Origin of the sequence: Phaeacidiphilus oryzae TH49, assembly GCF_000744815.1 — a bacterium.
In the GTDB taxonomy this organism is placed as follows: domain Bacteria; phylum Actinomycetota; class Actinomycetes; order Streptomycetales; family Streptomycetaceae; genus Phaeacidiphilus; species Phaeacidiphilus oryzae.
This window is the reverse complement of the sequence record NZ_JQMQ01000005.1, coordinates 625,491-643,040: the sequence shown is the minus strand read 5'-3', so window position 1 is coordinate 643,040 and position 17,550 is coordinate 625,491. Positions and strand designations below refer to the sequence as shown.

The 17,550-nt window shown below is 75.5% G+C and carries 16 protein-coding genes; 9 read left to right on the top strand and 7 right to left on the bottom strand.

Annotated elements, in window-relative coordinates:
• Positions 1–116 precede the first annotated feature (116 nt).
• Complete coding sequence (locus tag BS73_RS07200) at positions 117–995, top strand: putative protein N(5)-glutamine methyltransferase (protein WP_037570500.1); 879 nt, start codon at positions 117–119, stop codon at positions 993–995.
• Positions 996–1,075: 80 nt separating this feature from the next.
• On the opposite strand, the gene BS73_RS07195 is transcribed toward BS73_RS07200, so the two are convergent.
• Both BS73_RS07195 and BS73_RS07190 read right to left on the bottom strand, forming a co-directional pair.
• The gene (locus tag BS73_RS07195) at positions 1,076–1,786 is read right to left on the bottom strand and encodes an HAD-IA family hydrolase (RefSeq protein ID WP_037578585.1); all 711 of its coding nucleotides are present in this window, start codon (positions 1,784–1,786) and stop codon (positions 1,076–1,078) included.
• 109 nt (positions 1,787–1,895) lie between these two features.
• Positions 1,896–3,908, bottom strand: coding sequence for a heavy metal translocating P-type ATPase (locus tag BS73_RS07190; protein ID WP_407674971.1), 2,013 nt, complete (start codon positions 3,906–3,908; stop codon positions 1,896–1,898).
• A gap of 156 nt (positions 3,909–4,064) precedes the next feature.
• Between BS73_RS07190 and BS73_RS07185 the strand changes: the two genes are divergently transcribed.
• Together BS73_RS07185 and BS73_RS07180 are read left to right on the top strand one after the other, a co-directional pair.
• Entirely contained in the window at positions 4,065–4,607 is a 543-nt protein-coding gene (locus BS73_RS07185; protein WP_037570499.1) for a methylated-DNA--[protein]-cysteine S-methyltransferase, read from the top strand.
• A 135-nt stretch (positions 4,608–4,742) separates the two neighbouring features.
• Complete coding sequence (locus BS73_RS07180; RefSeq protein ID WP_051939631.1) at positions 4,743–6,389, top strand: MFS transporter; 1,647 nt, start codon at positions 4,743–4,745, stop codon at positions 6,387–6,389.
• Here the strand turns inward: BS73_RS07180 and BS73_RS07175 are convergent, their stop codons facing one another.
• Positions 6,390–6,905: a MarR family winged helix-turn-helix transcriptional regulator gene (locus BS73_RS07175; RefSeq protein WP_084703866.1), complete on the bottom strand. Its 516-nt coding sequence runs from the start codon at positions 6,903–6,905 to the stop codon at positions 6,390–6,392.
• Between the two features lie 58 nt (positions 6,906–6,963).
• Between BS73_RS07175 and BS73_RS07170 the strand changes: the two genes are divergently transcribed.
• Together BS73_RS07170 and ku are read left to right on the top strand one after the other, a co-directional pair.
• Entirely contained in the window at positions 6,964–8,031 is a 1,068-nt protein-coding gene (locus BS73_RS07170) for a hypothetical protein (RefSeq protein WP_037570498.1), read from the top strand.
• Between the two features lie 66 nt (positions 8,032–8,097).
• Positions 8,098–9,183: a non-homologous end joining protein Ku gene (gene ku, locus BS73_RS07165; protein WP_037570497.1), complete on the top strand. Its 1,086-nt coding sequence runs from the start codon at positions 8,098–8,100 to the stop codon at positions 9,181–9,183.
• 33 nt (positions 9,184–9,216) lie between these two features.
• Here the strand turns inward: ku and BS73_RS07160 are convergent, their stop codons facing one another.
• Positions 9,217–10,161, bottom strand: coding sequence for a TauD/TfdA dioxygenase family protein (locus BS73_RS07160; RefSeq protein ID WP_037570496.1), 945 nt, complete (start codon positions 10,159–10,161; stop codon positions 9,217–9,219).
• A gap of 359 nt (positions 10,162–10,520) precedes the next feature.
• Here BS73_RS07160 and BS73_RS07155 point away from each other — a divergent pair, with 359 nt between their 5' ends.
• Together BS73_RS07155 and BS73_RS07150 are read left to right on the top strand one after the other, a co-directional pair.
• The gene (locus tag BS73_RS07155; RefSeq protein ID WP_037570494.1) at positions 10,521–12,254 is read left to right on the top strand and encodes an IlvD/Edd family dehydratase; all 1,734 of its coding nucleotides are present in this window, start codon (positions 10,521–10,523) and stop codon (positions 12,252–12,254) included.
• 62 nt (positions 12,255–12,316) lie between these two features.
• A complete protein-coding gene (locus BS73_RS07150; protein ID WP_037570493.1) occupies positions 12,317–13,114 on the top strand; it encodes a class I SAM-dependent methyltransferase in 798 nt (265 codons plus the stop codon).
• A gap of 18 nt (positions 13,115–13,132) precedes the next feature.
• Here BS73_RS07150 and BS73_RS07145 read toward each other — a convergent pair whose 3' ends face one another.
• A complete protein-coding gene (locus tag BS73_RS07145) occupies positions 13,133–13,702 on the bottom strand; it encodes a TetR/AcrR family transcriptional regulator (protein WP_037570492.1) in 570 nt (189 codons plus the stop codon).
• 70 nt (positions 13,703–13,772) lie between these two features.
• Here BS73_RS07145 and BS73_RS07140 point away from each other — a divergent pair, with 70 nt between their 5' ends.
• Positions 13,773–14,666 carry an NADP-dependent oxidoreductase gene (locus tag BS73_RS07140; RefSeq protein WP_037578577.1) on the top strand — a complete coding sequence of 298 codons (894 nt, stop codon included), beginning with the start codon at positions 13,773–13,775 and terminating at the stop codon, positions 14,664–14,666.
• A 35-nt stretch (positions 14,667–14,701) separates the two neighbouring features.
• A complete protein-coding gene (locus BS73_RS40290; protein WP_152617543.1) occupies positions 14,702–15,127 on the top strand; it encodes a hypothetical protein in 426 nt (141 codons plus the stop codon).
• Between the two features lie 43 nt (positions 15,128–15,170).
• On the opposite strand, the gene BS73_RS07130 is transcribed toward BS73_RS40290, so the two are convergent.
• Positions 15,171–16,577: an FAD-dependent oxidoreductase gene (locus BS73_RS07130; RefSeq protein WP_051939626.1), complete on the bottom strand. Its 1,407-nt coding sequence runs from the start codon at positions 16,575–16,577 to the stop codon at positions 15,171–15,173.
• Between the two features lie 63 nt (positions 16,578–16,640).
• Entirely contained in the window at positions 16,641–17,528 is an 888-nt protein-coding gene (locus BS73_RS07125; RefSeq protein ID WP_037570491.1) for an AurF N-oxygenase family protein, read from the bottom strand.
• Positions 17,529–17,550 lie beyond the last annotated feature (22 nt).

Sequence of the window (17,550 nt, the reverse complement as noted above, 5' to 3'; positions counted from 1 at the left end):
GGAGGTGAGTCCCATCACCAGGAACGAACGGCCCGCGGGGACACCTCCCATCGGGGCCTGAGTCCGCTCACGGACCGGGCGCCGGAGGTCCCGCGCGATCCCGGAGGACTCGCACGATGCCTGCTGAACCCACCGCTTCCCCTGATTCCCCCGCTTTCCATCCTTCCTCCGCATCCGGCGTCCCGGCCGAGGTCGCGGCCCGACTGCGCGCCGCCGGCTGCGTGTTCGCCGAGGAGGAGGCCGCACTCCTGCTCGCCGCCGTGGCGGCGGAGGCGGATGCCGCCGACCGCCTGGAGGCGATGATCCGCCGCCGGGTCGCCGGCGAACCGCTCGAACTCGTGCTCGGCTGGGCCGAGTTCGGAGGGCTGCGGGTGGCCGTCGCACCAGGGGTGTTCATCCCGCGCCGCCGCAGCGAGTTCATGCTGCGCGAGGCCGCCGCCTACGCGCGCGCCCGCTGCGCCGCGCTCGGCGACGCCCGGCCGCTGGTCGTCGTCGACCTCTGCTGCGGCACCGGCGCCCTCGGCCTCGCCCTCACCGCCGAGCTCTCCGCCTCCGCGCCACCGGCCGGAATCGAACTGCTGGCGGCGGACATCGACCCCGCCGCGGTGGACTGCGCCCGCCGCAACCTCCCTGACGGCCGGGTCTTCCTCGGCGATCTCTTCGCCGCGCTGCCGCCTGCGGTCCGGGGCCGGATAGACGTCCTGCTGGCCAACGTGCCCTACGTGCCCTCGGACGAGGTCCCGCTGCTGCCCGCGGAGGCCCGCGACCACGAGCCGCTGCAGGCGCTGGACGGCGGCGCCGACGGCCTCGACGTCCTCCGCCGGGTGGCCGCGGCGGCCCCCGACTGGCTCGCCCCCGGCGGCCGGCTGTTCGTGGAGACCAGCTCCGGTCAGGTCCCCAGCGCCCTGGAGGTCCTGGGCGGGGCGGCGCTGGCGGTCACCCACACGACGGACGAGGACACCGCCGCCAATGTCCTGACCGCCATCCGCCGCTGACCGCCATCCGCCGTTGACCGCGCCCCGCCCCCGACCGCGAGTCGCCCCGACCGCGCCCCGCCGCTGACCGCGGGTCGCGGTCAGTCCGCCGTCGGGGTCAGCCGGACGACCAGGCCGCCGTCCGGCTCGCGGGTGACGTGGACGGCGGTGAGGTCCGGGACCACCGCGTCCGGGGCGGCGGCCGGCGGGAGGTCGACGAGGTCCTGCGGCGGGTAGGTGCCGGCGACCGCGACCACCCGGGCGCCGGCGGCGCGCGCCGCGGCGATGCCGTTGGGCGAGTCCTCGACGACGACGCAGCGCTCCGGGTCCGCGCCCAGCCGCGCCGCCGCCGTGCGGTAACCCTCCGGGTCGGGCTTGCCGGCCGCCACGTCGGCCGCGCCGACCAGCACCGGAGGGGTGGGGAGGCCGACCGCGGCCAGCCGTTCGAGCATCAGCTCGCGCTCCCCGGAGGTGACCGCCGCCCAGCGCGCCCGGCCGGTCCCGTCGCCGAGGGCGTCCATGGTGTGCAGCAGCTCGGCGGCGCCCCGGACCGCCACGACGCCCGCCGAGGCGTCCGCCCCCTCCTCCGCCTCGAGTTCGGTCAGCCGCCGGGCCGCTGCGGCGACCCGGTCCCCGGGCAGGAACCTGGCCGCCACGTCCTCGGTCCGCACGCCGTGCGAGGCGTCCAGCACCGCGTCCGCGTCCTGCCCGTACTCCGCCGCCCAGCGGCGCCAGGCCCGTTCGGCCACGGCGGAGGAGTCCACCAGCGTGCCGTCGATGTCGAAGAGGAGGGCGTCGCATTCGGCGTGCATGATCGGCACTCTAGTGCCGGGTCGGCCCAGGTTCGCCGCGTCACGCGGTGGGCGGCGAGCCGTGCCTGACGCGGCGGTGGCGGTGGGCCGATGCTCCGGGGGAGCGGCGTCAGCCTCGCCGCCAGGCCGACGCCCGCAGCAGCCGCAGCCCGTTCAGGCCGACGATCACCGTGGAGCCCTCGTGCCCGGCGACGCCGAGCGGCAGCGGCAGATGGCCCGCGAGGTCCCAGGCCACCAGGCCGGTGATGAACACCGCCGCGATCACCAGGTTCTGCAGCACCAGCCGCCGGGCCCGCCGGGAGAGCCGCAGCACCCGCGGCACCGCCGCCAGCTCGTCCCGGACCACCACCGCGTCCGCGGTCTCCAGCGCCAGGTCGGAGCCGGCCCGGCCCATCGCGATCCCGGTGTGGGCGGCGGCCAGCGCGGGCGCGTCGTTGACGCCGTCACCGATCACCAGCACTCGCCGGCCGGCCGCGGAGAGCTCCGCGACCGTCCGCGCCTTGTCCTCCGGCAGCAGACCCGCGCGGACCGCGTCCGCTGAGATCCCGGCCTCGGCGGCGATCCGCGCGGCCGCGGCCGCGTTGTCGCCGGTGAGCACCATCGGCGGGGCGGCGGTGGCGAGCGCGGTCAGCCCGGCCACGGCCTCGGCGGCGTCCGGGCGGAGCCGGTCGGAGATGCCGAGCAGCCCGATCGGCTCCCCGTCGCGCAGCACGACCACGGCGGTCCGTCCGCGCGCCTCCAGCTCGCCCACCGCCGCGGCGACCTCCGGGCTCGGGCCGGCCTCCAGCAGCCGGCTCGGCGCGCCCACCCGGACCAGCCTTCCGCCGACCCGCGCGGTGACCCCGCGCCCCGGCTCGGAGGAGAAGTCCGATGCCTCCGGCGGCTCGATCCCGCGCGCCCTGGCGGCCTCGACCACCGCCCGGGCCAGCGGGTGCTCGCTGGGCAGTTCGGCTGCGGCGGCCGGCGCCAGCAGCTCCTCCTCGGTCAGCCCGGGGGCCAGCGGCACGGCCTCGGCCACCCGGGGGGTGCCCTCGGTCAGCGTCCCGGTCTTGTCCAGCGCGACCGCGTCCACCTGCCCCAGCTGCTCCATCGCTACGGCCGACTTGACCAGTACGCCGTGCCGCCCCGCGTTGGCGATCGCGGACAGCAGCGGCGGCATGGTCGCGAGGACGACCGCGCACGGCGAGGCCACGATCATGAACGTCATCGCCCGCAGCAGCGAGTCCGAGAGCCCGTCGCCGAAGAGCAGCGGCAGCGCGAAGAGCAGCAGCGTCGCGGCCACCATCCCGATCGAGTACCGCTGCTCGATCCGCTCCACGAAGAGCTGGGTGGGCGCCTTGGTACGGGAGGCCTCCTCGACCATGGCGACGATCCGGGCCAGCACGGAGTCGGCCGGGTCCCGTTCGACGCGGACGGTGAGGGCGCCGGTGCCGTTGAGGGTGCCGGCGAAGACCTCGTCCCCGGCGGCGCGCGGGACCGGCAGCGGCTCGCCGGTGATGGTGGACTGGTCCACCTCGGAGGAGCCGTCGACGACCCGGCCGTCCGCGCCGACCCGTTCGCCGGGCCTGACCAGCACGAGGTCGCCTACGGCCAGCTCGGCGGTGGGCACGGTCTCCTCGGCGCGCTCGCCGCCGCGCTCCCCGGCGGGATCCCCGGAGCGCAGCCGGGTCGCGGTGGCCGGCGCCAGGTCGAGCAGCCCTCGTACGGAGTCCTCGGTCCGCGCGGTGGCGATCGCCTCCAGCGCGCCCGAGGTCGCGAAGATCACGATCAGCAGCGCGCCGTCCAGCACCTGGCCGATGGCCGCGGCGCCGATCGCCGCGACCACCATCAGCAGGTCGACGTCCAGGGTCTTCTCGCGCAGCGCCTGGAGGCCGGCCCAGCCGGGCTCCCAGCCGCCCGCCGCGTAGCAGAGGGCGTAGAGGGGGCCCCAGGACCAGGCCGGCGCGCCGGTCAGCTGGAGCGGCAGCGCGACCAGGAAGAGCACCAGGGCGGCCAGCGCCCAGCGCGCCTCCGGCAGCGAGAGGGCGGCGGTTCTCCGGGCGGGCGGCGGGCCGGACGTTCCGGCCGCCCCTCCGGACGGGGCGTCGGAGTCGGGCCGGTGGCGGAGGATCGTGTCGGTCACGGGCAGCCACCTTACCGGAAAGAATGAACAAGCCTTCATGCGTTCATGTCCGGACGGTCCCCCTGACCCGCGCCCGCGGGTCGCCGCCCGCGCGGACCGCCCTTCATGTCGTTTTTCCGCCAGCGGACGCCCCGCCGGATGGGCGATGCTTGGGGCATGCGCAGCCACACCGTTGTCGAGAGCCCCTGCGGGCCGCTCACCCTGGCCGCCGAGGACGGCGCCCTGGTCGGCCTCTGGATGGAGGACGGCCGGCACGCCCCCCGGCCCGAGGAGTTCGGCGAGTACGCCGGGCCGCCCGCCGGGGCGCCGGACCCGCTGCCCGAGGCGGCCCGCCAGCTGGCCGAGTACTTCGCCGGCGACCGGCGCGACTTCGACCTGCCGCTGGCGCCGCAGGGCACCGAGTTCCAGAAGTCGGTCTGGGCGGCGCTCCGCGAGATCCCCTACGGCGAGACCTGGAGCTACGGCCGGCTGGCCGAGCACCTGGGCAGGCCCGGCGCGTCCCGCGCGGTCGGCCTGGCCAACGGCCGCAACCCGATCAGCATCATCGTCCCCTGCCACCGGGTCATCGGCGCCGACGGCAGCCTCACCGGCTACGGCGGCGGCCTCCCGCGCAAGCGCACCCTCCTCGCCCTCGAGCACGCCCTGCCCGCCGGGCCCGCGGGCGATCCGGGGCAGTCGCAACTCGCCTTCCCCGTCTGAGGAGCGAAGAATCCGGAAGGCCCGGCGGACGGTAGCCAGGCCAGCCGAAAGGCAGCCGGCAGGCAGCCGGGCGGCCCCCTCCCGGGGCCGTTGGGCACCTGCCCGGCGCCGGACGCGCGGTCGCTGTATGGAGGCATGGCCGACGTACGCGAATCGCTGCCGACGGCCGCGGCCCCCGCGCCGCGGGGCCGCGGCGCCGGGAGACGCTGGACCGCCCTCGTGGTGCTCTGCGTGTCGCTGCTGATGGTGACGCTGGACAACACGATCCTGAACGTCGCGCTGCCCACCCTGGTCCGGGAGCTCGGCGCGACCACCACCCAGCTCCAGTGGATCGTCGACGCCTACGCGCTGGTCTTCGCCGGGGTGATGCTGGTCTCCGGCCGCAGCGCGGACCGCTTCGGGCGGCGGCGGGTCTTCATCACCGGGCTGGCCGTCTTCGGCTCCGCCTCGACCTGGGCCGCCTACTCCGGCTCGGTCGGCATGCTGATCGCCGCCCGGGCCGCGATGGGCCTCGGCGCGTCGATGATGATGCCGGCCACGCTGTCGATCATCACCGACGTCTTCCGCGAGCCGGTGGAGCGGCGCCGCGCGATCGGCGTCTGGGCCGCCGCCAGCGGCCTGGGCATCGCGATCGGACCGGTGGCCGGCGGGCTGCTGCTGGAGCACTTCTGGTGGGGCTCGGTGTTCTGGGTCAACCTCCCCTTCGCGGCGGCCGGGCTGGTCTGCGCGCCGCTGCTGGTGCCGGAGTCCCGCAACCCGGCGCCGCTGCGGCTCGACCCGGTCGGCTCGCTGCTGTCCATCCTCGCCCTCGGCCTGCTGCTGTGGGGGGTGATCGAGGCGCCGGTCCGCGGCTGGACGTCGCCCCTCGCGCTCGGCGCGATCAGCGGCGGGCTGCTGGCGCTGGCCTGCTTCGTCCTCTGGGAGCGGCGCAGCGACCATCCCATGCTGAACCTGGACTTCTTCCGCGAGCGCCGGTTCTCGGTCGCCACCGCTGCGGTCTCGCTGGCCATGTTCGGGCTCTTCGGGGCGCTCTTCGTGCTGACCCAGTTCCTCCAGTTCGACCTCGGCTACAGCGCTCTGCAGACCGGTCTCCGGATGGTGCCGGTGGCCGGGCTGCTGGCGCTGGTCGCGCCGCTGAGCCCGGTCCTGGTCCGCTGGGCGGGCAGCAAGGCGGCGGTCGGCAGCGGGCTGCTGGCGATCTCCGGCGGGCTGTGGCAGGTCGCCGCGGCCGGGGGCGGTGCCACCTATCCGAAGGTCCTGCCCGGGTTCCTGCTGCTGGGGCTCGGCGCCGGTCTCGTCGTCCCGGCCGCGCTGGACTCCCTGATGGGCACCCTGCCGCCGGGGGACACCGGGGTCGGTTCGGCGACCAACGGCGTGTCGGTCCAACTGGGCGGGGCGCTCGGGGTGGCGGTCATCGGCAGCCTGCTGACGACCCGTTACCAGGGCCGGATGCGGCCGCCGCTGGCGCCGTACCACCTCCCGGCGGGTGTCTCGGACACCGTCCTCGGCTCGCTCGGCGGTGCGCTGGGGCTGGCCGCCCGGGTCGGCGGCGGCACCGGGCGGCTGCTCGCCGGGCTGGCCCGCTCCGCCTTCGGCAGCGGGATGGTGCTGGGCCTCGGGGTGGGCGCGGTGGTGGCCGCCGCCGGGGCCGCCCTCGTCCTCCTCGCGCTGCCCGCCCGCCCGCGGCGTCCCCTGAGCGGGCCTGAGCCGGCGGACCCCGCGAACCCCGCCGACCCCGCCGGACCCTCAGGACCCGCGGGGGAGAACGGGATCAGAGAGTGATCAGAGACTGAGCGGGGCGATCGGCGAGTGGTGCTCCGGGTCGGCGGCGAGGACCGCGTGGAGGGCGCGGAGGCCCTCGGCGGTGGCCTTCCGCTGGGCCGGGGTGAGACCCCGCAGCGCGCGCCGGAAGTGCTCCCGGCGGTGCTCGAGCACGGCCCCGACCAGGCCGGCGCCGCGTTCGGTGAGCTCCAGGGTGACCACGCTGCGATGCGAGGGCTCGGTGCCGCGCACCACATGCCCGGACTCCACCAGCCGGTCGGCCAGCCGGGTCACCGAGGAGGCGCCGAGGCCCAGCGCGCGGGCGATCGCCGAGGAGGGGCTGCGTCCGAGCTCGTCCAGGGCCAGCAGCAGGCGCAGCTGCGGCAGCGAGACCTGACCGCCCGTCACCTCCAGGCTCCGCAGGGCGATTCCGACCAGATCGCGGGTAGCCGCCTGGAAGGCCGCGATGTCGGCCTCGGTCGGATCCGGTGCGTCGTGCGGATTCGCTGCGTGCTGCCTTGTGGTAGCCCTCGACATGGGAAGAGTATTGCAGGCGACAACACTTTCCGCCCTGGAGTGTTGGAGGTGAGCGGGAATGGGTCCGGAGCGGCGCGGGCGTGAGCGCCCGGTGGAGGACTGGGAGTTCCCGGTCTCGCCCGAGCTGGGCCGGCTGGCCGCCGGTGAGGGCCTCGACCTGCGGGCGGACCGGTCCGCCCGGGGCTCCGCCGACGGCCGGGGCGGCGCGGACGGTCCCGGCGGCCCGGCGGACCTGGCCGACCCGGCCGACCCGCGCGGCTGCGACGGACTGCCCGGCCTCGGTGCGCACGGCCCGGCTGCTCCGGGCGCGGCGGCCCCGGACGGTCCGGCCGCCGGGGCGCGGTCCCCCGGGCCGGGCTGGAGCAGCGGCATCTGGCCGCGCGCCCGCGCGGAGCTGCGCGACGCGCTGGCGGCCTCCGGCGATCACGAGGAGCCGGACTGCCTCGCCTTCCCCGCCGTCACCCGGCCGATCCACCGGCGCGGGCTGCTCGCCCTGGCCTGCACCCCCTCCCAGGTGGTGGCGCTCGGCAGCCGCCGGCTGCTGCTCTGGATCGAGCTGCTCGGGGTCGGTGCGGAGATCCCGCTGGACCGGCTGTGTCTGCTGGACCGGAGCGACGAGGCCGAGGACGACCGCGGCCCGGGCGGCGCCGGTGCCGCCTCGCTGACCCTCTTCGCCCCCGGGCGGGAGCTGACCCTCCGCTATCACCCGCTGGGCGGACCGCTGGTCCGCCCGTTCGCCGAGCGGGTATGGGACCGGGCGCACGCCCAGGCGCCCGTCGAGGACGGCCTCGCCGCCGGTGCCGGGCCGGAGAGCCCGGCCGCCGCGGAGGTGGTGCGGGGGGAGGGCCCGCTCCGCCCGCCCTGGCCGCTGCCCCGGGCGCCGTTCGCCCTCACCGTGACCCCCCGTGAGCTGCTGCTGCGGTTCGGCCCGCGGACGGTGCTGGTGGACCGGACCCGGATCCGGACGGAGCTCTGCGACCGCCGCGACCTGCTGGTCGGGGTGGGCGACGAGATCCTCGGCCTGCCCTTCCCGCCCGGCCTGCGCGACCGGATCCGCGCCGCCCTGGAGCGGGTTCCGCCCGGCGTCCGCCGCGGAGACGGCGGAGGTGGGCGCGGAGCCCGCTGACGCGCCCGAGCGCGCGCCCTCGCTTAGCGTGGTGAAACACCCGAAAGCGGACGAAAGGCGCGCACCATGCCGCAGGCCACCTGGACGGGGGCCATCACCTTCGGGCTGGTCACCGTCCCCGTCTCGCTCTTCGCCGCCACTTCGCAGCACTCCGGCCCGGCCCTCCACCAGGTGCACCGCAAGGACGGCGCCCGGATCAGGCTGAAGCGCATCTGCGAGGAGGAGGGCAAGGAGGTCCCGTACCGCGAGATCGCCAAGGGGTACGAGTCCCCGGACGGGCGGACCGTCGTCCTCGAGGACCAGGACTTCGCCGAGCTCCCGGTGCCCAGCCGCAAGGTGATCGACGTGCTGGCCTTCGTGGACGCGGAGTCGGTCGACCCGGTGCGCTACTCCACCCCGTACTACGTCGGCCCGGCCGAGAAGTCGCCGGTCAAGCCGTACCAGCTGCTGCGGGACGCGCTGGTCGAGTCGGGGCGGATGGCGGTGGCCAAGGTGACCCTGCGGACCCGGGAGTCGCTGGCCGTGCTGCGCGTCCAGGGCGACCTGCTGGTGCTCCAGACCATGCTGTGGCCGGACGAGATCCGCGACCCGGCCGGGATCGCCCCCGGCGGCAAGGACCAGGTCCGGCCGCAGGAGCTGAAGATGGCCAGGTCGCTGATGGACACCCTGTCCGAGGGCTTCGATCTGGACGAGCAGTACGACGAGTACGCCGAGGCGCTCGAACGGGTGATCACCGCCAAACTGGAGGGGGTGGAGCCGCCCACGGAGGAGGAGGGCGCGGAGCGCGCCGGCGGGGCGCAGGTGATCGACCTGATGGACGCCCTGCGCAGCAGCGTCGAGGCGGCCAGGGGCGGCCGCGGCGGCGAGGGGGAGGCGGACTCGAAGGAGGCGCCGGCCAGGAAGTCCGCGGCGGAGAAGGCGTCCGAGGCCAGGGCCTCCTCCCGGAAGTCCACCGGGACGAAGCGGGCCCCGGCGAAGAAGACCGCGGGTGAGAAGTCCGCGAGTGAGAAGACCGCGGGTGGGAAGTCCGCGAGTGGGAAGCCCGCCGCCAAGAAGACCGCCGCGAAGAAGACCACGACCGGAAGGTCCCCCGCGAAGAAGACCGCCGCCAAGAAGACGGCGGCCAAGTCCTCGCGCCGCCGCGCTTCCTGACGGTCCGTCGGCGCGCTGCCGCGAGCGGTCCGGTCAGTACGGGCGGTCGCCGGCGATCGCCACCCGCTCGGCGACCCGCCGATGGGTGCCGTAGTCCGCGACCGCGTAGTGCTGGGTGGCCCGGTTGTCCCAGAGCGCGACGTCGCCCGCCCGCCAGCTGAACCGCACCTGGAACTCCGGGACGTGCGCCTGCTGGAAGAGCAGCCGCAGCAGCCGGTCGCTCTCGGCGCTCGCCATTCCCACGATGTGGGTGGTGAAGGAGGCGTTGACGAAGAGCGTCCGCCGCCCGGTCCGCGGATGGGTCCGTACCACGGGGTGCTCCACCGGCGGGAAGCGGTCCTGGAGGGCGGCCAGCCGCTCGGGCGGGTAGAAGCGGGCGAAGCCGGGGATGAAGTCGTGCACCGCCCGGGCCCCGTCGATCCGCTCCCGCACCCGCTCCGGCAGGTTGTCGTAGGCCGCGGCCATGTCGGCCCACAGGGTGTCGCCCCCGCGCGGCGGCACCTCCCGCAGCTGGAGCACCGCGCCCAGCGCCGGCCGCTCCCGGAAGGTCACGTCGGCGTGCCAGACGTTCTCGAAGGTCGGCACCGCCGAAGCGGACTTGTCGAACCGCACCACCTCCGCGCTGTCGCCCGCGGCCAGCAGCGGGTTGGTCTCCAACTCGCCCCAGTTGCGTGCGAAGGCGCGCTGCTGGGCCGAGGTCAGGTGCTGGCCGCGGAAGAACAGCGCCTTCCACTCCAGCAGTGCCCGGTCCAGCTCCGCGCGCACCGGCTCCGGCAGTGGCCGGGAGAGGTCCACACCGCGGATCTCCGCGCCGATCACCGCACCGAGCGGGGTGAGCTCGAACGACTGGTACGTAAGCGGGCGTTGACCCTCAGGCAGGCGGCGCAGCACCCGCGCCCCCTCGTACAGGCCGTCGTCGGGGATCCGCCAGGAACGCAGTGCAGGCGGCGCCGGCAGTGCGGGCAGGGCGGTGGTCATGGGCTCCTCCTGGGAACGGGGAACGGGCGGTCGCGGACAGGGCCCCACTGGGGGGCGCGGAGCGCGCGGAGACGGTGGAGCGGGGCTGCGGGAGAGCCTGGCGCCGAGTCGACTCGGCTGCTGTGCAAGGGGTTTCGGCGGCGGCTGCGCCGATCGCGGGAAGCGCGTCAGAGGCCGCTGCGCGTACACCCGCAGCGCTCCGGGACGGAACAGCCCCGGACGGCGGTCGGTACGCGGTGATTGATCACGACAGCATTCTGCGGCCCGCGCGGAGCCCTGGTCAAGACGGCCGTATGCGGACCGAACCGGCCGTGCCCGCCCCCTGCCGCGGTGTCCGCCGCCCGTGGTAGGGATCTCGTATGCCGACGAACGGATTGCGCAGCCAGAGCTGGTACGCGGGGTCGAGCGGGGACGAGGAGCGGAGCGGGTACATCCACCGGGCCTGGATGCGGCGCGGACTGCCGGACGACGCCTTCACCGGCCGTCCGCAGATCGCCATCGCCAACACCGCCTCGGATCTGACGCCCTGCAACTCGCATCTCGACGAGGTCGCCGCCGCGGTCCGGGACGGCGTCCACGAGGCCGGCGGCATCGCGCTGAACCTCCCCGTCGTCTCGCTCGGCGAGACGCTCCTCAAGCCCACCGCGATGCTCTGGCGGAACATGGCGGCGATGTCCACCGAGGAGATGCTGCGCGGCAATCCGGTCGACGGCGCGGTGCTCCTCGGCGGCTGCGACAAGACCATCCCCTCGCTGCTGATGGCCGCCGCCTCGGTGGACCTCCCCTCGGTGGTGGTGCCCGGCGGGCCGATGCTGACCGGCACCTTCCGCGGCCGCCCGCTGGGCTGCGGCACGGACGTCTGGCGGCTCAGCGAGGAGGTCCGCAGCGGCGAGCTGAGCGCCGAGGACTTCACCGCCTCCGAGTCGGCGATGATTCGCAGCCGCGGGCACTGCAACACCATGGGCACCGCCTCCACCATGGGCCTCCTCGCCGAGGCCCTCGGCACCGTCCTGCCCGGCACCGCCGGGATCCCGGCCCCGGACAGCCGGCTGCTGCGCGCGGCCCGCGAGTCCGGCAGGCTCGCGGTGGAGATGGTCCGCGCGGACCGCCGCCCCTCGACGCTCCTCACCGAGGGCTCGTTCCGGAACGCGATCGTCGCGCTGGCCGCCCTCGGCGGTTCCACCAACGCGGTGGTCCACCTGCTGGCCATAGCCGGCCGCCTCGGCATACCGCTCTCCCTGGACGACTTCGACCGGATCGGCTCCGGCGTACCGCTGCTGACGGACCTTCAGCCGGCCGGCCGGTATCTGATGGAGGACCTCCACCGGGCCGGCGGCCTGCACGCCGTGCTGCGCGAGGTGCGCGACCTGCTGGACCCGGAGGCGCTGACGGTCACCGGCCGCCCGCTCGCCGGCTACCTGGACGACGCCCGGATCTGGGACACCGAGGTGATCCGGGAGCGCGAGCGGCCGCTCCAGCCGGACGCCGGGATCGCCGTGCTGCGCGGCAACCTGGCCCCGGACGGCGCGGTGATCAAGCCCGCCGCGGCCACCCCGGAGCTGCTCAGCCACCGCGGCCGGGCGATGGTCTTCGACAGCATCGAGGACTTCCGCGCCCGGGTCGACGACCCGGACCTGGACGTGGACGCGGACACGGTGCTGGTGCTGCGCGGCTGCGGACCGAAGGGCTACCCCGGCATGCCGGAGGTGTCCAACCTGCCGCTGCCGCCCAAGCTCCTCCGCCAGGGCGTCCGCGACATGGTGCGGATCTGCGACGGCCGGATGAGCGGCACGGCCTACGGCACGGTGGTGCTGCACGTCGCCCCGGAGGCGGCGGCCGGCGGCCCGCTGGCGCTGATCCGCACCGGCGACTGGATCGAACTCGACGTAGCGGCAAGGACGTTGAACGTCGACCTGCCGGCGGAGGAGCTGGCCGCCCGCAAGCCCAGCACCGAGGCGGCGGCCGGCTACGCGGCGCCGGTCCGCGGCTGGGAGCGGCTCTACGTGGACCACGTCCGCCAGGCGGACACCGGGGCCGACCTCGACTTCCTGGTCGGCCGCAGCGGCTCGGCGGTCTCCCGCGACTCACACTGACGGAGGGGCCTTCCGGGGGAATTCGATGGCCCGGCCGGGGTCGCCCCTGTCAGCATCGGAGCATGGGCGATCACGGTGACAGGAGCTTCGAGGAGCTGGTCGAGGAGGCCGCGGCGGTCCCCGTGGACGGCTGGGACTTCTCGTGGCTGGAGGGCAGGGCCACCGAGGCCCGCCCCTCCTGGGGGTACCAGCGGCTGATGGCCGGGCGCCTGGCCGACCCGGCCCTGCGGTCGGCGCTGGACCTGCAGACCGGCGGCGGCGAGGTGCTGGCTGGCGCGGACCGCTACCCGCCGGCGATGGCGGCCACCGAGGCCTGGCCGCCCAACCTGGCCAGGGCCGGCGAACTGCTGATCCCGCGCGGGGTGGTGGTGGTCGGCGCCCCCGAGACGGGTCCGCTGCCGTTCCCGGACGCCGCCTTCGACCTGGTGACCAGCCGCCATCCGGCGCGGATCCCGTGGGACGAGATCGCCCGGGTGCTCCGGCCCGGCGGGCACTACCTGGCCCAGCACGTCGGACCGGCGAGCGGCTTCGAGCTGATCGAGTTCCTCCTCGGTCCGCTGGGCGAGGAGCACCGCCGCTCCCGCAGTCCCGAGGTGGAGGCCGAGGAGGCCCGCGCGGCCGGTCTCGAACTCACCGGGCCGCCGCGCTGCGAGCGCACCCGGATCGAGGTCTTCGACATCGGCGCGGTGGTCTACCTCCTGCGCAAGCTGGTCTGGTGGGTCCCCGGCTTCACCGTGGAGCGGTACGAGGAGCGGCTGCGCGCCCTGGACGCGGTGCTCCGCCGCGACGGCCGCTTCACCGCGTACTCCTCCCGCACCCTGTTCGAGGCCCGCCGGCCGGCTCGGGCCGGCCGAAGCTGAGCCGGGGCTGAGCGGGGGTCAGGCGGTCTCCCAGGCGGCCTCGACCATCCGGAAGATCTCGTCCAGCGCGGCCTGCGGATCGGCGGCCTCCCGGGCCAGCGAGTAGCCGTCGATCACGAACCTCGCGATCGTCCGGCAGGCCGTCGCGGTCCGCGTCCGGCCGGGGCCGGCGGCGATGGCGACCGCCAGCGACTCGGCGTGCCGCAGCCGCATCGACTCCTCGTACTCCCGCAGGGCGGGGGTCGCGGCGATCAGCCGCCAGACCGGTGCGGCGTCCTCCGAGGTGCAGTGCCGCACCAGGGCCTCGACCTCGCGGCGCAGCGCGGGGATCAGCGGCGAGTCCGGCGCCAGGTCGGTGACGGCGCTGCGGAGGCGCCGCTCGAAGTCGTCGTCCCGCTCGAAGACCAGGGCCTCTTTCGAGGCGAAGTGGGAGAACAGCGTGGTGACGGCCACGTCGGCCTCGGCGGCCACCTCGCGGATGCCCACCGGGTCGTATCCGCGCTCCAGGAAGAGCCGCAGGGCGGTGTCGGCGATCTTCTGGCGGGTGGCGGCCTTCTTGCGCTCACGGCGCCCGGGCGGCGAGGTCATGACCTGAGGCTATCAGGTGCAAAAACCTCGCTGGTTCAAAACGCTAACCGTTAGTGTTATGTTCCGGGGCATGAGAAAAGTGAGCTTCGCCGAGTTCGGTGGTCCGGAAGTGCTGCGGCTGGTGGACGCCGAGGAGCCCCACGCGGGCCCCGGCCGGATACGCGTGGCCGTGGGGGCGGCCGGGGTGAACCCCGTCGACTGGAGGATCCGGGAGGGGCAGGTGCTCCAGGCGCATCCGATCGAGCTGCCCGCCGGGGTCGGCCTGGACGCCGCCGGGGTGGTGGACGAGGTGGGCGAGGGCGTCGAGGGGGTCCGGGTCGGCGACCGGGTGTTCGGCGAGGGCTCCAGCACCTACGCCGAGTACGCCGTGCTGTCCGCCTGGGCCCTGATGCCCGAGGGGCTGACCTTCGAGGAGGCGGCCGGCTACCCGTCGGTGGTGGAGACCGCGGTGCGGATCATCCGCGAGGCCGCTGTGAAACCCGGCCAGACGCTGCTGGTCAGCGGTGCGTCCGGGGGAGTGGGCTCGGCGGTGCTGCAGATCGCCCGGGACCGCGGGATCGCGGTGATCGGCACCGCCGGAGCCGCCAACCAGGACTATCTGCGCAGCCTGGGCGCCCTCGCCACCACCTACGGCGAGGGCTGGGTCGAACGGGTGCGGCGGATCGGCCGGGTCGACGCCGCCCTCGATCTGGCCGGCTCGGGGGTGGTCCGCGAGCTCGTCGAGCTGACCGGGGATCCGCGGCGGGTGGTCTCGATCGCCGATCTGGACGCGCCGCGGCACGGCGTCCGGTTCTCCGGGACGGCCGGGAGCGTGCCGGAGGCGCTGGCGGTGGCCGTCGATCTCATCGCGCGGGGCCGGCTCCGCATCCCGGTCGAGAAGTCCTACCCGCTGGCCGAGGCCGCGGCGGCGCACGCCGACAGCAAGGCGGGGCACACCCGCGGGCGACGCGTGCTGGTGGTCTGAGGACGGCGGGGCCATGAGGCCCTAGAATCGAACGCATGAGCGAAACGGGAGAGGTGCGCGCGACGGAGGTCCCGCCGCTCCGGTCGGGGCGGCGGATCGCCACGCCGCCGGGCTGGCCGGCGGGACTGCCGGCGCCGGGACGGGAGGGGTGGTCCGAGGAGGCCGTGGCCTGGCTGCTGGAGCAGGCCGCCCCGGGGTGGCGGAGCCACGAGGACTTCTTCCGGGCCCACCCCGCGCTGCTCGCGCGGCTGGTCCGGCACACCCTCCAGGCGCGGCTGGAGGAGCTGCGCCGGGGCTACCGCACCGCGCGGGTCGACCTCCGCGGCGCCGCCGAGCCGCCCACCCTCGCCGAGCTCCTCGCCGTCTACACCGCCGAGGGCGAGCGCAGCAAGGAGCTCGCCCGGGCCGTCCAGCTGGTCGCCGACGCGCTCGTCGGAGTCCGCTGGCGGCCCGGGGGCTGAAGGAGGGCCCGCGAGGGCCGGCCTAGGGCGGCTCGATCGAGCCTCAGCCGAGGGCCGGTACCGGGGCGGCGGCCGCGGCGGCCGCGGCGAGATCCTCGATCAGGGCGTCCACGGTCTCCTGGGCGCAGCCCCGGTTGGCGCCGATCCCGCCGTTCGGGCCGCGCTTGATCCAGCCCGCCACATAGGTGCGGGGGAGCCCGTCCACCCGGCCGCGCTGGTTCGGCACCACGGCCGCCGCCGGATCGAACGGCAGGCCGGGGACGGGGGCCCCGCGCTGGCCGATCGCGGCGACCAGCAGTTCGGCCGGGATGGTGCCGGCGCCGGTGGCGCGCACCGCGCCGAGGCGGTCCCGGCCCTCCGGGCGGGGCTCGGCGGCCTCGATGGCGGTGGAGAAGCGGACCACGACCCGGCGCCGGCCCGAGTCGGCCGGCGGGGCGGTCAGGTCGACTCGGCCCTCCTCGTCCAGCAGCAGGTCGAAGTCCGGGTGGTGGCGGATGGCGTGCAGCTCGGGCCAGGTCCAGGCGGCGTGCTCGGGGCCGCGCCGGCCGAGGACGACCACCTCGCGCAGGGCCGAGGAGCGGAGTGCGGCCAGGGCGTGGGCGGCGATCTCGGTGTCCGCCAGCCGCTCCGGGGCGGTGGCCAGCATCCGGGCCGCGTCCAGGGCGACATTGCCGGTGCCGACCACCACCGCGCGGCGCACCTCGCGGAGGTCGACGGCATTGCCGGGGACGTCCGGATGGCCGTTGTACCAGGCCACCAGGCGGCCCGCGGTCAGGCTGCCGGGCAGCCGGCCGGCCCCGGGCACCGCCAGCGCGCGCGAGGAGGCCGCGCCCACCGCGTAGACGACGGCGTCGTACCGGTCGGTCAGTTCCCGGTGGCTGACGTCCCGTCCGACCTCGGTGTCGAGCCGCAGTTCGATCCGCGGGTGGCGGAGCAGCGGGGCGAAGGAGTCCAGCATCCGCCGGGTGGCCGGGTGGTCCGGGGCGACCCCGAAGCGGAGCAGCCCACCGGGGACCGGCAACCGCTCGTAGAGGGTGATCCTGGCGCCCGTGGAGTGCAGCAGCGCCTCTGCGGTGTAGCAGGCGGCGGGGCCGGTGCCGACGATCGCCACCCGGGGGGCGCGCGCTCCGCCGCGCTTTCCGGCCCATGGGAGCGAGGACGGGATCTCCGGCTGCGGCCAGGCGGGCTCGGCGGTCCGCCCGCGGTAGTACGCGGCGCTCTGCTCGGCGTACTCGGTGTCCGCGCCGGTCAGCCGCTCCACCGGGACGATCGCCTCCACCGGGCAGGCGTCGGTGCAGGCGCCGCAGTCGATGCAGGTGCGCGGGTCGATGTAGAGGAGGTCGGTGGACCCGAAGTCCGGCTCCCCGGGGGCGGGGTGGATGCAGTTGACCGGGCAGACCGCGACGCACGAGGCGTCGGCGCAGCAGGGCTGGGTGATCGCGTAGGCCATGGGCGGGGTGGCTTCCTCAACTGGTGGGCGCGGGGCCGTGCCGACGCCCCGCCGCCGGATCGGTCAGAGCAGGTGGACGCGCTGGTAGAGGGCGGAGGCCGGGCGGGTCAGCAGTCCGGCGCCGCCGAGGAAGCGCATCAGCGGGGCGCCGCTGCTGCGCATCATGGCGTGGTGGTGGGGGTTGCGCCGGGCCTCCTCCCGGGCGCGGGCCGGGTCGAGTCCCGCCGCGGCGAAGACCCCGTCGTTGACCAGGCTGGTGACGATGACGTAGGCGACCACGGCGATGGACATCGCGGCGGCCTGGCGGCGCAGCCGGCCGGTGCCGGCCACCCGGTCGCGGATCTCCGCGCGGGCGAACCGCATGTGCCGGGACTCCTCCACCACATGGATCCGGCTGGTGGTGCGGACCAGGTCGAGCACCCGCTCGTCGCGCATGGCGTCCCGCTGCATCACGTCCAGCACCTCCTCGGCCACGAGGATCCCGCCGTACGCGGCCTCGGCGGTGCCGACGGCCTTGAAGAGCCGGGCCGCCTCGACCACCGGCCGCCGGGGGAAGTACGCGGGCACCCCCATCGCCTCGCAGGCGCGGGCGAACATGAGGGAGTGCCGGCACTCGTCCGCGATCTCGGTGAGGGCGAAGCGGAACTCGGCCGAGGCGTGGTCCTTGACGTACTGGTCGCGGAGGATCAGCTGCTGGAGGATCATCTCGAACCAGATCCCGGTGCTCATGATCGAGCAGACCTCGTGCCGGGTCAGGGTGACCCGCTGCTCCTCCGTCATCTCCCGCCACAGCGGGGTGCCGTAGAGGACGCTCCACTCGGGGTTGAGCCCGTGCTTGTCCGCGGGGAGCGGGGCGGACCAGTCGACCTCGGTCTCCGGATCGTAGGAGAGCGCGGCCGAGGAGCCGAGCAGTCCGCGGGAGATCTCCTCGGTGCCTGCGGTGGTGCTCATGCGGTGCCTCCCTAGCGCTTGG